We start from the raw sequence: 13161 nt of genomic DNA, 5'->3' as shown, positions 1-13161 counted from the left end.
ACTTCGGCGGACACACCGTCCGCACCACCGGCATCGAGAAGAACACCCACGACAACCCCTTCGGCGCCGTCCTGTACTTCAAGGGCACCGTCACCGACACGGTGGTCAAGGCCAAGCTGTCCCAGCCGATGCCCGACCTGGCCGACGTCTTCGAGGTGCCGGACAGCGCGGCGTTCAAGGTCGGCGACTGGTGGGCGGTCACCATCGACCCGGAGCCGGGCAAGGGCAAGTACGAGCAGGAGGTGCAGCGCCTGGTCGAGATCACCCAGCTCGTCGACGCGACGCACATCCGGGTCGGCTACAAGATCGGCTGGGACCTCGCCGCCGGCCGTACCTTCACCTGGACCAGGATCGAACCGGTGGATCGCGCCCACGTGCGCAACATGGTCTTCCAGGGCATCCAGGACGGCGACCAGTACACCGGATCGCACCCGATCGCCTACGAGTACACCATCCACTGCGACGTCGAACACGTGGACGCGATCGGCACGTTCTGGCCGGTGGTGATGCGCCGCTGGTGCACCCACTACCGCACCCGGGCGTGCACGCTGAAGAACCCGGCCAGCGTCACGTGGGGCGGCGCCGGCTACCTGACCCAGCAGATCTACTGCCTGTACGGGCACGTCGAGGACTGCCACGTCGCGAACAGCCGGCATCTCAACGACCTGACCGCCTCCGCCTACTGCTACGTGACCAACTGTCACGGCGACGGCGACGACCAGGGCCCGTTCGTGACGCACGGTCAGTTCGAGCACGACCTCGTCTACACCGGCAACTCGGGACTGATGACCTTCGCCAACTCCGGTGCCGCGTGGGGTTCGGTGGCCAAGCGCATCACCGTGCGCAAGCACGTGTGTTCGTGGTTCGTGGCCCGGGTCAAGATCACCGATCTGACCCTGGAGGACATGCAGGTGATCGGGAAGCCGGCGCTGGCCGGCTCCGGGATGTTGTGGGTCAACGCCGACGGCGTACAGATCCGCGGCTGCACCGCGTCCGGACCGCTGATCGTGTCGCAGGCGTCCAACCGCTCGCAGCGCGCCAACGTGATCGCCGACTCGACGTTCACCCTCGGCAAGGACGCCGAGATCACCCAGGCCAACGTGAGCGGCGAACTGCACCTGCACCGGGTCACCCTCAAGGGCCTGGACAACGCGAGCCTGAAGAACGCCGGTCGACTCGTGCTCACCGACTGCACGCTGGTCGGCACCCCCGGCGCCGCACCGACCACGGTGACCGGCGCCGCCCTGACCGTCTCGGGCGGCGAACTGCGGGATACCGGGCTGCGGTTGGCGGGCACCGGCGATCAGGGTGTGGCCCTGTCACGCACCCGACTCGGCGGCACCAACGCGGCCCGCGCGCTGTTGTCGCGCACCGGCGGCGCCCGGACGGTCTCCTGGCAGTTGGACGGCTGCGTGTCCACCACCGCCGACCCGGCCACGGCACACGTGCTGGTCACCGACGGGCCCAACCGCTACCGCGCGGCGGGCAACACGTTCGTCGGCGGTCGGCTCGAACTGACCGGCGCTGCCTTCGGCGGGAGCAGCGCGCTGTTGCACAGCGGCTGCGTCGAGGACGGCGTCACGCGTACCGCACTGCCCGACGAGGGCCCGCGCGTCGCGCACACCGCCGGCAACCAACTCCTCTGACTCGTCGTCACCCCCGGGCCCGCGGCCCGCTCGTACCAGCAGTCACCCCTCGCACCACGGGAAGCACCATGACCGCCGCCAGTTTGACCACGAACACCGGCCCACCGGCCGGCACCGACCGACCCGTCCGGATCGCGCTCGTCGGTGCGGGCAACCGGGGCCTGACCTACACCGATTGGATCCATCGGCACCCCGACCGCGCCGAACTGGTCGCGGTGGCCGACCCGCGCGCCTCGGCCCGGCAGGCGTCCGGCGCGAGCGTGCAGTTCGAGGACTGGCGGGCACTGCTGGACGAGCGGATCGCGGACGCGGTGATCGTGGCCACCCAGGACCGCGAACACGTGGAGCCGATCCTGGCGCTGGCCCGGGCCGGCTACGCGATCCTCACCGAGAAGCCGATGGCCGCCACCGAGGCGGACTGCCGGCGGATCATCGAGGGAGTCGCCGAGGCCGGTGTGCCGTTCGCGGTCTGCCACGTGCTGCGCTACACCCCCTACACCGACCTGGTGAAGGGCGTGCTGGACTCCGGCGTGCTCGGCTCGATCGTCAGCCTGGACCTGCTGGAACCGGTCGGCTGGTGGCACTACGCGCACTCCTATGTACGCGGTCCGTGGAGCCGGGAGGCGGACTCCTCGCCGATGATCCTGGCCAAGTCCTCGCACGACCTGGACTGGATCGGCTACGTCACCGGCGCTCGGATCGAGACCGTGGCCAGCTTCGGCGGCCTCGCGCACTTCAAGCCGGAGAACGCGCCGGCGGGTTCGGCACGCAACTGCCTGGACTGCGCGGTCGAACCCGACTGCCCGTACTCGGGACCCAAGCTCTACTTCCCGGCGCTGCGCAAGACCGGCGACGCGTGGCCGATCAACCACGTCACCGACGCGGCGCACGGACCGCAGGATCAGGCCGAGTTGGTCCGGGCGTTGCGTGAAGGTCCGTACGGGCGCTGCGTCTACCACTGCGACAACGACGTGGTGGACCACCAGGTGGTGGCGATGCAGTTGTCCGGCGGGATCACCGCGACCTTCACGATGACCGCGTTCACCGAGCAGACGCACCGTCAGGTGCGGATCTTCGGCAGCCACGGCTGGTTGCGCGGCGACGGCGAGCGGGTCACCGTGCACACCTTCGCCGACGACAAGGTGGTCACCCACGACGCGGGTGCCTCCGGGTCGAACGCGGCGGACGGACACGGCGGCGGCGACACCGCGCTGATCGACGCGTTCGTCACCGCGCTGGCCACCGGCGACCGGGCGCACATCCGCTCCGACGGCGCCGACTCGCTCGGCAGCCACCTCGCCGCGTTCGCCGTCGAACGCTCCCGACACGGCGGCAACACCGTGGTCGTACCCGCGAGTTGAGCGACCCCCGCCCCGTCGGGCAGCCCCCGAGCCGGCCCGGCCGCTCGTGCCGTCCCGCCCTCGCCGCCTTCCGGCGGTGGGCGAGCGGCCGGTCCACCGCCTCGGCCCCTGAACTGACACCCCGTCAAACCCCGCTGTCAGGAGAAGCAACCCTCATGAGAAGAAACATCCGTCCGCGTACCGTCCGCGCGATCGCCCTCCCGGTGCTCGCGACCGCCCTCACCGTGAGCCTGGCCGCGTGCGGCGGCTCCTCCGGGCCCGGCTCGGGCGGCAAGTCGATCACCACGTGGATGTACCCGGTGATCGCCGACGAGGCGAAGAACAAGGAGTACTGGGCCGGCCTCACCGACGCCTTCGCCAAGGCCAACCCGGGTTACAAGGTCAAGGTCGAGACCTACCCGTGGGCCAACCGCGACACCGCGCTGGCCACCGCGATCGCGGCCAACAAGGGCCCGGACGTGGTCTACCTGGTGCCGGACCAGCTGCCCAAGTACCAGCGCAGCCTGGTGCCCGCGGACGAGTACATGCCGGCCGCCGACAAGGCGGACTACCGCAAGGCCGCGCTCGACTCGGTCACTGTGGACGGCAAGCCGATGGCCACCCCGCTGCTGATGAGCGCCAACCCGCTGATCTGCGACAAGCGGGTGTTCGCCGCGATCGGCGAGACGAACTACCCGGCCACCTGGGACGACCTGCTCAACCTGGCGCCGAAGCTCAAGGACAAGGGCTACCAGGCCACCAGCTACAGCGGCGACACCCAGCAGACGCTGAACCTGACCTGGTACCCGATGTTGTGGCAGGCGGGCGGTGACGTGTTCGCCGCCGACGGCAAGTCGGTCGCGTTCAACTCCGAGGCCGGCGTCAAGGCGCTGAGCTACCTCAAGACCCTGGTGGACAAGGGCTACACCGACAAGGACCAGGTCACCACCACGCCCAAGCTGGAGCAGACCCCGGTGGCCAAGGGCAAGGTCGCCTGCACCTGGCAGAACACCCCGGCCGACGTGGACAAGTTCTGGGGCAAGGACAACACCGTCGTGCTGCCGCCGCTCAAGGACGCCAAGTCCGCGGGCTACGGCACGGTCGGCTCGTTCGCGATGCTCAAGGGCGCCAACAAGGACGCCGCGGGCAAGTGGATCTCCTTCGTCGCCAAGCCGGAGAACAGCCTCGCGCTGGTCAAGTCCAACGGCTACTTCCCGGCCCGCACCTCGGCCGCCGACCCCTACCCCGGCAATCAGCTCCAGGCCGACGTGGCCAAGACGCTCGACGTGATGAGCGCCGGCCCGCTCAAGGAGAAGTCGCGCGACGTGATGGGCGTGCTCGCGCCCGAGATCCAGGCCGCGCTGATCGGCAACAAGAGCCCCAAGGCCGCGCTCGACGACGCGGCCAAGGCGGCGAACGCGCTGCTCGCGCGCTGACCCCGGTGGGCGGCCCGGTTCGTCCGGGCCGCCCACCCCGCCCCCGCTTCCCGTCCCATCCATCCGCTCTTCAGCCCAAGGAGGTCCCCGTGGCCGCAGTCGCGGAACAACCCCGCAGGCTCCGCCGACGCGGGCCGCACGCCCGCCGCGAGGCCCGAATCGGGCTGCTGTTCGTCCTGCCCGCCTTCGTGCTGTTCGTGCTGTTCCGTTTCGGCCCCAGCATCGCCGGCGTGCTGCTCGGCTTCACCGACTACTCGCTGATGGACTCGCCGAAGTTCACCGGCCTGGACAACTTCACCCGCCTGTGGGACGACCCGGTCTTCTGGTCCTCGCTCAAGGTGACCGTGCTGTACACGGTGATCACCGTGCCCGGCACGATCATCGCCGCGCTCGGGCTCGCCCTGCTGACCCGACGCGCCTTCCGCGGTTCGAAGTTGTTCCGCTCGATCTTCTTCCTCCCGGTGGTCACCAGCCTGGTGCTCGCCTCCACCGTCTTCATCTGGATCTTCTCCACCGACGGCCCGTGGTCCACGGTGATGAGTTGGGTCGGCGGACACACCGGATCCTGGCTGGCCGACGACGTGTTCGTGGTGCCCGCGCTGGCGATCGTGGGCATCTGGTCGCGGTTCGGCTACGGCATGCTGATCCTGCTGGCCAGCCTGCAGAACGTGCCGCGCGAGCTGGAGGAGGCCGCGCTCACCGACGGCGCCGGCCCCTGGCAGCGCTTTCGCTACATCATCGCGCCGAGCCTGAAGCCCGCGCTGTTCTTCCTCGCCGTGATCGAGACCACCGCCAGCTTCCAGGTCTTCGACGCGGTCTACGTGATGACCGGCGGTGGCCCGGCGAACGCCAGCTACACGCTGGTGTTCCAGCTCTACGACGCCGGCTTCAAGTACTTCGATCTCGGCTACGCCAGCGCGATCGGCCTGGCCCTGTTCGTGCTGACGCTCATCGTCGCGATCATCCAGCGCCTGGTGATCGGGAAGGAGAAGTGACCATGTCCCTCGATACCCACGAGGTCACCGAGAGCACGCCGCCGCCGATCGTGACGGCGAAGCACGAACCCCCGCGCGCCCGCCTGCGGTTGCGCCGCGACCGCTCCGCCGGCAGCCGCGAACAGGACACCGTGCCGCACGCGTTGCGCGGCACCCGACGCGGCAAGGTGCTGCGCGGCGTGCTGCTCGGGGTGGTCGCGCTGGCCACGATCTTCCCGTTCTACGCGATGGTCGTGCTGTCCCTGAAGCCGTCCGGCGCGGTCGAGTTCCCGGGCAGTCTGCTGCCGTGGAACCTGACCACCAGCGCCTACAGCGACGTCCTCGGTTCGCAGGACGTCCCCCAGTGGTTGATCAACACGCTCATCTACTCGATCGTCGGCGTGCTCGGCACGCTGCTGCTCTCCGCGCTGGCCGGCTACGCGTTCGCCAAGAAGCGTTTCCCCGGCCGCGAGGCGATGTTCTGGTCGTTCCTGTCGATGGTCATGGTCCCGTACCACGTGACGATGATCCCGACGTTCGTCCTGATCGCGAAGATGAACGGCGTCGACACCTACTGGGGCCTGATCCTGCCCTCGCTGGCCAACGCGCAAGCGGTGTTCCTGATGCGGCAGTTCATCCAGGGACTGCCGGACGAGCTGTTCGAGGCGGCCAAGATCGACGGCGCCTCGGAGTTCCAGATCTTCGTCCGGATCGTGTTGCCGCTGATCAAGCCGATCATGGCCACGCTGGGCACGTTCGTCTTCCTGTGGCACTGGAACGACTTCCTGTGGCCGTTGATCGTCGGCCAGAGCACCGACATGCGCACGCTGACCGTCGGCATCGCCTCCCTGCAACAGCAGAACGTGCCGCTCAACGTGGTCCTGGCAGGCTCCGTGGTCGCGTTCGTGCCCATCTTCATGGCCTACCTGGTGGGCCAGCGCTACGTCACCGAAGGCGTGGCGGCAACCGGAATCAAGGGATGATCACCCGTCATGGCTGATCATCCGTCAGGAGAGAGGTGGCTGTAGCTGTGGCCGAAGCGAAGGGCACACCCGCGGGACTCGCCTTCCCGGACGGCGAGGCCGCGTTGGAGGAACTCCTCGCGACCCCGTCCGCGGCGCTGATCGCGGACCTGGCCGAACTCGACGGCGACCTGGTCGTGCTCGGCGCGGGCGGCAAGATGGGCCCGAGTCTGTGCCGGCTGGCCCGCCGTGCGCTGGACGCGGGCGGACGCGCCGACGCGCGCGTGTACGCGGTCTCGCGCTGGTCGGACCGGGCGGCGGCGAAGGCGCTGGAGGCCGACGGCGTGCACACCGTCGCGTTCGACCTGATGACCGGCGACCCGGCCGAACTCCCGGACGCGGGCAACGTGGTGTTCATGGTCGGCGCCAAGTTCGGCTCGGCCGGCGCCCCCGAGCACGCGTGGGCCGTCAACGCCGCGCTGCCGGACCGGATCGCCCGCCGCTACCCCGACGCGCGGATCGCCGCGTTCTCCACCGGCAATGTGTACCCGCTGGTGGACGCGGGCTCCGGCGGCAGCGTGGAGAGCGACCCGGTCGGGCCGGTCGGCGAGTACGCGATGTCGTGCCTGGGCCGCGAGCGGGTGTTCACCCACGCGGCCACCACGCGCGGCACCCGGGTCGCGCTGATCCGGCTCAACTACGCGGTGGACCTGCGCTACGGCGTGCTCGCCGACATCGCGGCGGCGGTACACGCGGGCGCACCGGTGGATGTGACGACGGGTCAGGCCAACGTGGTGTGGCAGGGTTACGCCAACGAGGTCGCGCTGCGCTCGCTCGGGCACGCGGGCACACCGTTCACGGTGAACCTGACCGGCCCCGAGACCGCGTCCGTACGACGCCTCGCGGCGATGTTCGGCACCGAGTTCGGCCGGGAGGCGATGGTGACCGGAGCCGAGTCGGGCAGCGCGTTGTTGTCCGACGCGAGTCTGTGCCACGAGTTGTTCGGCTATCCCGAGGTCCCCCTGCGCACACTCGTGGCCTGGCAGGCGGACTGGATCCGGCGCGGGTATCCGCTGTCCGGCAAGGCCACCAAGTTCCAGGTTCGCGACGGAAAGTTCTGAGGCATCGTGATCAACTCCGCAACGGACAACCCGAGTCCGGTCGGCTCGATGGACCCGGTCGATCCGGCCGGTGGGCTCGACGCGGTCGGCTCGACCGACGCGGCGGCAGGCCCGCGCACGCCGATCGAACTGCTGCTCGAAGGCACCGTGATTCCCGCGCACCCGCTGGCGCTCGACGCCGAGGGCCGCTTCGACGAGCGTCGGCAGCGGGCGCTGACCCGCTACTACCTCGCCTCCGGCGCGGGCGGCCTGGCGGTGGGCGTACACACCACGCAGTTCGAGATTCGCCGGCCCGAGGTCGGGCTGCTCCGGCCGGTGCTGGAGCTGGCCGCCGAGACGGTCGCGCGTGAGGCGGGCCGCCCGGTGGTGCGGGTGGCGGGCGCCTGCGGGTACACCGCGCAGGCGGTGGCCGAGACCGAACTCGCCGCCTCGCTCGGCTACGACGCGGTGCTGCTCAGTCCCGCCGTGCCGGGCGCGGACGAACAGGGCCTGTTGGACCGGGCGCGGGCGGTCGGCGAGGTGTTGCCGGTGATCGGCTTCTACCTCCAGGACGCGGTGGGCGGCCGGTTCCTCACCCCGGAGTTCTGGCGCGCGTTCGCCGACATTCCCAGTGTGGCGGCGATCAAGATCGCACCGTTCGACCGCTATCGCACCTCGGACGTGCTCGCGGCGGTGGCCGACGCCGACCGGGCCGACGAGGTCGCGCTGTACACGGGCAACGACGACGCGATCATCACCGACCTGCTGACCCCGTATCGGGCCGGCGACCGGCCGCGCTGGTTCGCCGGCGGGCTGCTCGGCCAGTGGGCGGTCTGGACCTCCAGCGCGGTCACGCTGCTCGACCGGGTCCGCCGGGCGCGCGCCGGCGATCACCGCATGATGGTCGAACTGCTTGGTCAGGCACCCGAGTTGACCGACGCCAACTCGGCGGTCTTCGATGTGCGCGGCGGCTTCCGCGGCTGCATCGCGGGCGTGCACGAGGTGTTGCGCCGGCAGGGGTTGCTGGCCGGGACCTGGTGCCTGGACCCGGCGGAGACCTTGTCGCCGGGACAGGCCGAGGAGATCGCCCGGGTGGCGAAGGCATATCCGTGGCTGACCGACGACGCGTTCGTGGCGGAGCACCTCGATGCCTGGCTCGCCTAGTCCGACGTGGGCCGCCGGGCCGGGCGCTCGCGCCGCGGTCGTGCTGGCCGTCCCGCCCGGGTTGCGCGCGGAGTTCTTCGGCGCGCGGGACCCGGCCGGGCCCGGGGGAGTGGCCGAGCGGCTGCGGGACCTGGCCGAGGTGCTGCCGGTGGACGATCCCGCCGACGTCGACGCGCTGCGGGCGGCCCTGGCGGGGGCGGACGTGCTGGTGTCGTCGTGGGGCATGCCGCGGTTGACCGGCGAGTTGCTCGCGGCGGCGCCCCGGGTCGGGCTGTTGGCGCACACCGGCGCGGCGATCACCCCGTATGTGGGCGCGGACGCGTTCGCCCGCGGGGTCCGGGTGACCCAGGCCGGGCAGGGCATGGCCCGCTCGGTGGCCGAGGTCGCGCTGACCTTCACCCTGGCGCTGTTGCACCGAACCCATCGCTACGACCACGCGCTGCGCGGGGGAGGCGACTGGGCGACGGCCTCGGTCGCGCCCGAGCGGCACGAGATCCTCGGCAGCCGGATCGGCGTGGTCGGCGCGTCGCGCACCGGGCGGGCGTACATCGAGGTGGTCCGCGCGCTCGGCGCCCGGGTACAGGTCACCGACCCCACCCTGAGCGCCGCCGACGCGGCCGACCTCGGGGTCGAACTCGTCGAATTGCCGCGACTCCTGGCCACCAGTCGCATCGTCGCGCTGCACGCACCGTCGTTGCCGGAGACCCGGCACCTGCTCGGGGCCCGCGAGTTGGCCCTGCTCGCGGACGGCGCCGGGCTGGTGAACACCGCGCGCTCGTGGCTGGTGGACGAGCGGGCGCTGCTCGCGGAGTTGGCCACCGGTCGCATCGACGCCGCCTTGGACGTGTTCGACCGGGAACCGCTGCCCGTCGAGCATGCGTTCCGGGGGTTGCCGAACGTGCTGCTGACGCCGCATCGGGCCGCCGGTACGGTCGAGTGCCGCCGCCGGCAGGGCGACATCGTGCTGGCCGAGGTGCAGCGCTACCTCACCGGCGCCGCGCTCGACCACGAGGTCGGCCCGGACGCGCTCACCCGGGTCGGCTGAACCCTCCTTCACCTCCCATACCGACACCTTCACCCCTGGAGAGACCACCGTGCGCCTGATGCGCGTAGGCGAACCCGGCAACGAACGCCCCGTACTGTTCGCCGCCGACGGCCGCCACTTCGACCTCGGCCGGCTCACCGCCGACATCGACGGAGCCTTCTTCGCCTCGGACGGCGTCCGGCGGGTCCGCGAGGCCGCCGCGGCGGGCACCCTGCCCGAGCTCGACGTCGCGGGCCTGCGGGTCGGCGCACCGGTGGCCCGGCCCGGCGCGGTGCTGTGCATCGGTCAGAACTACGCGGCACACGCGGCCGAATCCGGCGCCGAGCCGCCGAGCACGCCGATCCTGTTCTACAAGACCCCGCACACCGTGGTCGGGCCCTACGACGACGTGTCGATTCCGCGCGGCGCGGTCAAGACCGACTGGGAGGTCGAACTCGCCGTGGTGATCGGCCGCCGAGCCCGCTACCTCGACTCGCCCGAGGAGGCGTTGGCCCACGTCGCGGGCTACACGATCAGCAACGACGTGTCCGAGCGGGCGTTCCAGCTCGAACAGTCCGGCGGCCAGTGGTCCAAGGGCAAGAACTGCGAGACGTTCAACCCGCTGGGCCCGTGGCTGGTGACCACCGACGAGGTCACCGACCCGCAGACGCTCGGGCTGCGGTCGTGGGTCGGCGGGGAGATCCGGCAGGACTCGACCACGGCCGACATGATCTTCGACGTGGCGTACCTGATCCACCACCTCTCGCAGTATCTGGTGCTGGAACCCGGCGACATCGTCAACACCGGGACGCCGCAGGGGGTGGCCCTGTCCGGGCGCTTCCCGTATCTGGCGGCGGGCGACGTGATGGAGCTGGAGATCGATCGGCTGGGGCGCCAGCGCTCGCACCTGGTCCCGGCCTGACCCGTTCGTGATCGGCGCCGGCCGGGGTGGTTCACCCGGCCGGCGCCTTCGCATGTCGGGGCGCGGGTCAGGGGCGCACCGCGACCGCGTCGACCTCGAACAACATCTCCGGCAGGGCCAGCGAAGCGACACCGCTGAGCGTCTGGGTCGGCGGCACGTCACCCCAGATCGCCCCGATCGCCTTGCCGAGGATGGCCAGTTTGTCCGAGTCGTGATCGACGATGTGGGTGCGCAACTGCACGATGTGGCTCAGGTCCAGGCCGACGGCCGCGAGGGCGATCCGCAGGTTGTCGAAGGACTCCTCGACCTGCTCGGCGAAGTCGTCGGTGCTCACATGGCCGTCGGCGTCCGACGCGTACTGTCCGGCGACGAACACGAGTTCCCCGGATGCCACGGCGACGTGGCTGTAGCCGAAGTGCACCGGGTCGTGCAGGCCGTCGGGGTTGATGATGCGGTGCGACATGGTCGGGGTCCCTCCGAAGCGAACGGTCGTCGAGTACAGGTCGTCCAGGGGTCGGATCATTCCCGGCGACGGTGACAATCGCGGCCGTCGGAGTGCCCGCGTCACAATCTTGTACCAGTCGAGTTCTTTCGAATTATCGAGCCGTTTCGGTGCCCGCCAGGGAAATGAATCGTGCTGTCGACAAAGCACGGATTGCATTCGCAGGAATACGCATGGGAATCGCGCCCGTCCGGCCGGCCGAAAACGACAAGGGCCCCGCCGGGTCGGCGGAGCCCTTGTCATCGGATCGGGTCACCTGGTGACTCGGCCCGGTTCAGCGGTCGTGCGGTTGCCCGGGTCGAGGGCGTCAGACCTGGTGGCGACCACGGCGGCGGTTGAAGTAGATCGCGCCGCCACCGGCCGCGAGCAGTGCGGCGGCCGCACCGGCGATCAGGAAGGTGGCGGAGTCGTCACCACCGGTGTTGGCCAGGTCCTTGCCCTTGCCCGCGGGGGCGACGGGCAGCCACGGCACGACAACGGCCGGGTCGTCGGTACCGGGCTCCACGATCGGCTTGGTCGGCCCGGTGCTGCCGCTCGGCTGCGCGCTGGTGGCCGGCGGCGCCGAGGAGGTCGCGGGGGCGGACGTGGTCGTCGGCGCGCCCGTGGTTGCGGGGGCGCCCGTACCCGGGCCCTGGCTGGTGGTCGGGGCCGCACTCGTCGGCGGCGCGGACGAGGTCGCCGGTGCCGAGGTGGTCGGCGCGGCGCTGGTCGCGGGGGCGGACGTGCCCGGGGCCGGCGGCGCGGTCGTGGTGGGCGGCTTCGGCGTGGTCGGCGGCGTGGTGTTGACCGGCGGCAGGCTGGTCGGCGGAGCCGTCGTCGGCGGGACGGTCGGCGTCTCGACGCAGTCGAGCTTGTTCGTGTAGGTCTGCGAGTAGTTGCCCGGGCCGGTCACCTTGATGGTGTAGTCGGTGTCCTCGGCGACCTTGACGAAGTGCGTCTTGGTCGAGCTCGGCGGCACCTTCACCGTGGTGCCGTTGACCTTGAAGTCGGCCGGTCCGTCACCGGAGTTCTTCAGCGTGACGGTGACACCGCCCTCGACGCAGTCCTCCTTGGCCGCCGAGGAAGGCACCGGGACGGGCTGGTGGGACCACTTGACCTGGGCCGAGGCACTGGCCGAGAACGGCTGCGAGCCCGCGGTGATCAGGGTCTGGGTGTGCTTGCGGTTCTTGCCCAGGAACACCCGGCCGATGTTGATGCCGGCCTTGGTGGTGGCCGAGATCTTGGTCTCGCCCGGCGTCTTGGGCGCCTTGACGTAGAGCTCGGTGCCGTTCGCGGCCGTGTTGATCGGGTTGCCGTCCTTGCCCACCAGCGAGGCGCCGGCCGGGACGTTGCCGTCGAGCTTGACCGCGACCGGGTCGGTGCCGGAGGTCGTGACGGTGATCGGACCGACGCCCGGAGTGTCACTGTCGTTGCCCGACTTGGTGGTCGGCGACAGCTCCAGCGCGGCGCCCGGCTCGGTGGCCAGACCCTTGTTGGCCGGGCCGGTCAGGTAGGCGTAGAGGGCGTTGACGTCCTCGTCGTTGCTGCTGCTCGCGTCGACACCGTTGCTGTAGTGCCAGATCGCCGCCTGGGTGGCCGCGACGGCCTCCGCCGCGTCGAGGTCGTAGAACTTCTTGTCCTTGTCCTTGCCCCGGCCCTTGTGCAACGGCAGACCCGCGGTCTTGGCCAGCGCGTCGAGGTCGGCGGTCTTGGGGTACGAGTTGTTCAGCACCCAGTTGATCTTCGCGACCTTCGCGGTGTCCTGGAGCCAGGACTCCCCCCAGGTGCCCTCGCGGTACTCCGCCTGGTCCTGGACGGTGGTGTCCAGGTCGATGCAGTAGACCAGAACCTCGGGCGTCCCCCGGCGCTCCTGGCTGAGGATCATCAGCTCGGTCTGCACGCCGAAGGGGAAGCCCTTCAGGCGGACCGAGCCCTCCGTGTCGTCCACGTGACCGCGGAAGCGGAGCTTGGTGCCGGCGTCGGCGTCCGCGTGCGCGGTGGGCGCCAGGCCCACGACCGCGACCGCGGCCAGTCCGGTGGCGACGAACGCCGAAGCCACGCGGGATATACCCCGCTGCGTCTTATGCATGAAAGAAACGACTCCTCGCGAAA

Annotated in this window: 11 protein-coding genes; 9 read left to right on the top strand and 2 right to left on the bottom strand. The window is 70.6% G+C overall.

Going from position 1 to position 13161, the window contains the following annotated elements; genetic code table 11:
* The 9 genes from ABZ374_RS21730 to ABZ374_RS21690 form a co-directional block, all read left to right on the top strand.
* Positions 1-1646: peptidase C14 (locus tag ABZ374_RS21730; RefSeq protein ID WP_360313440.1), on the top strand; the 1646-nt coding region annotated here is incomplete at its 5' end.
* 68 nt (positions 1647-1714) lie between these two features.
* The gene (locus ABZ374_RS21725) at positions 1715-3007 is read left to right on the top strand and encodes a Gfo/Idh/MocA family oxidoreductase (protein WP_360313438.1); all 1293 of its coding nucleotides are present in this window, start codon (positions 1715-1717) and stop codon (positions 3005-3007) included.
* 155 nt (positions 3008-3162) lie between these two features.
* Positions 3163-4422, top strand: a complete 1260-nt coding sequence (locus ABZ374_RS21720) for a sugar ABC transporter substrate-binding protein (RefSeq protein ID WP_360313436.1) — start codon at positions 3163-3165, stop codon at positions 4420-4422.
* A gap of 89 nt (positions 4423-4511) precedes the next feature.
* Entirely contained in the window at positions 4512-5417 is a 906-nt protein-coding gene (locus tag ABZ374_RS21715) for a sugar ABC transporter permease (RefSeq protein WP_360313434.1), read from the top strand.
* 2 nt (positions 5418-5419) lie between these two features.
* Positions 5420-6379 carry a carbohydrate ABC transporter permease gene (locus ABZ374_RS21710; protein ID WP_360313432.1) on the top strand — a complete coding sequence of 320 codons (960 nt, stop codon included), beginning with the start codon at positions 5420-5422 and terminating at the stop codon, positions 6377-6379.
* 35 nt (positions 6380-6414) lie between these two features.
* A complete protein-coding gene (locus ABZ374_RS21705) occupies positions 6415-7479 on the top strand; it encodes an NAD-dependent epimerase/dehydratase family protein (protein WP_360313430.1) in 1065 nt (354 codons plus the stop codon).
* Positions 7480-7527: 48 nt separating this feature from the next.
* Positions 7528-8622 (top strand): dihydrodipicolinate synthase family protein, encoded by a 1095-nt coding sequence (locus tag ABZ374_RS21700; RefSeq protein ID WP_360313444.1) that lies wholly within the window; start codon positions 7528-7530, stop codon positions 8620-8622.
* Positions 8606-9667 (top strand): hydroxyacid dehydrogenase, encoded by a 1062-nt coding sequence (locus ABZ374_RS21695; RefSeq protein WP_360313428.1) that lies wholly within the window; start codon positions 8606-8608, stop codon positions 9665-9667. The genes ABZ374_RS21700 and ABZ374_RS21695 overlap by 17 nt, the downstream gene beginning before the upstream one ends.
* A gap of 49 nt (positions 9668-9716) precedes the next feature.
* Complete coding sequence (locus ABZ374_RS21690; RefSeq protein WP_360313426.1) at positions 9717-10568, top strand: fumarylacetoacetate hydrolase family protein; 852 nt, start codon at positions 9717-9719, stop codon at positions 10566-10568.
* A 67-nt stretch (positions 10569-10635) separates the two neighbouring features.
* Here the strand turns inward: ABZ374_RS21690 and ABZ374_RS21685 are convergent, their stop codons facing one another.
* Together ABZ374_RS21685 and ABZ374_RS21680 are read right to left on the bottom strand one after the other, a co-directional pair.
* Positions 10636-11031: a RidA family protein gene (locus ABZ374_RS21685; protein ID WP_360313424.1), complete on the bottom strand. Its 396-nt coding sequence runs from the start codon at positions 11029-11031 to the stop codon at positions 10636-10638.
* Between the two features lie 346 nt (positions 11032-11377).
* The gene (locus tag ABZ374_RS21680; RefSeq protein WP_360313422.1) at positions 11378-13138 is read right to left on the bottom strand and encodes a Cys-Gln thioester bond-forming surface protein; all 1761 of its coding nucleotides are present in this window, start codon (positions 13136-13138) and stop codon (positions 11378-11380) included.
* Positions 13139-13161: the final 23 nt, after the last annotated feature.

The sequence above is a fragment of the Embleya sp. NPDC005971 genome (assembly GCF_040629175.1).
Taxonomy (GTDB): domain Bacteria; phylum Actinomycetota; class Actinomycetes; order Streptomycetales; family Streptomycetaceae; genus Embleya.
This window is presented reverse-complemented; position numbering and strand designations above follow the sequence as displayed.

Coding starts and splice junctions, on each gene's coding strand:
- ABZ374_RS21725 (WP_360313438.1), top strand. CDS start 1,715: ATGACCGCCGCCAGTTTGACCACGAACACCGGCCCACCGGCCGGCACC.
- ABZ374_RS21720 (WP_360313436.1), top strand. CDS start 3,163: ATGAGAAGAAACATCCGTCCGCGTACCGTCCGCGCGATCGCCCTCCCG.
- ABZ374_RS21710 (WP_360313432.1), top strand. CDS start 5,420: ATGTCCCTCGATACCCACGAGGTCACCGAGAGCACGCCGCCGCCGATC.
- ABZ374_RS21700 (WP_360313444.1), top strand. CDS start 7,528: ATGGACCCGGTCGATCCGGCCGGTGGGCTCGACGCGGTCGGCTCGACC.
- ABZ374_RS21695 (WP_360313428.1), top strand. CDS start 8,606: ATGCCTGGCTCGCCTAGTCCGACGTGGGCCGCCGGGCCGGGCGCTCGC.
- ABZ374_RS21685 (WP_360313424.1), bottom strand. CDS start 11,031: ATGTCGCACCGCATCATCAACCCCGACGGCCTGCACGACCCGGTGCAC.
- ABZ374_RS21680 (WP_360313422.1), bottom strand. CDS start 13,138: ATGCATAAGACGCAGCGGGGTATATCCCGCGTGGCTTCGGCGTTCGTC.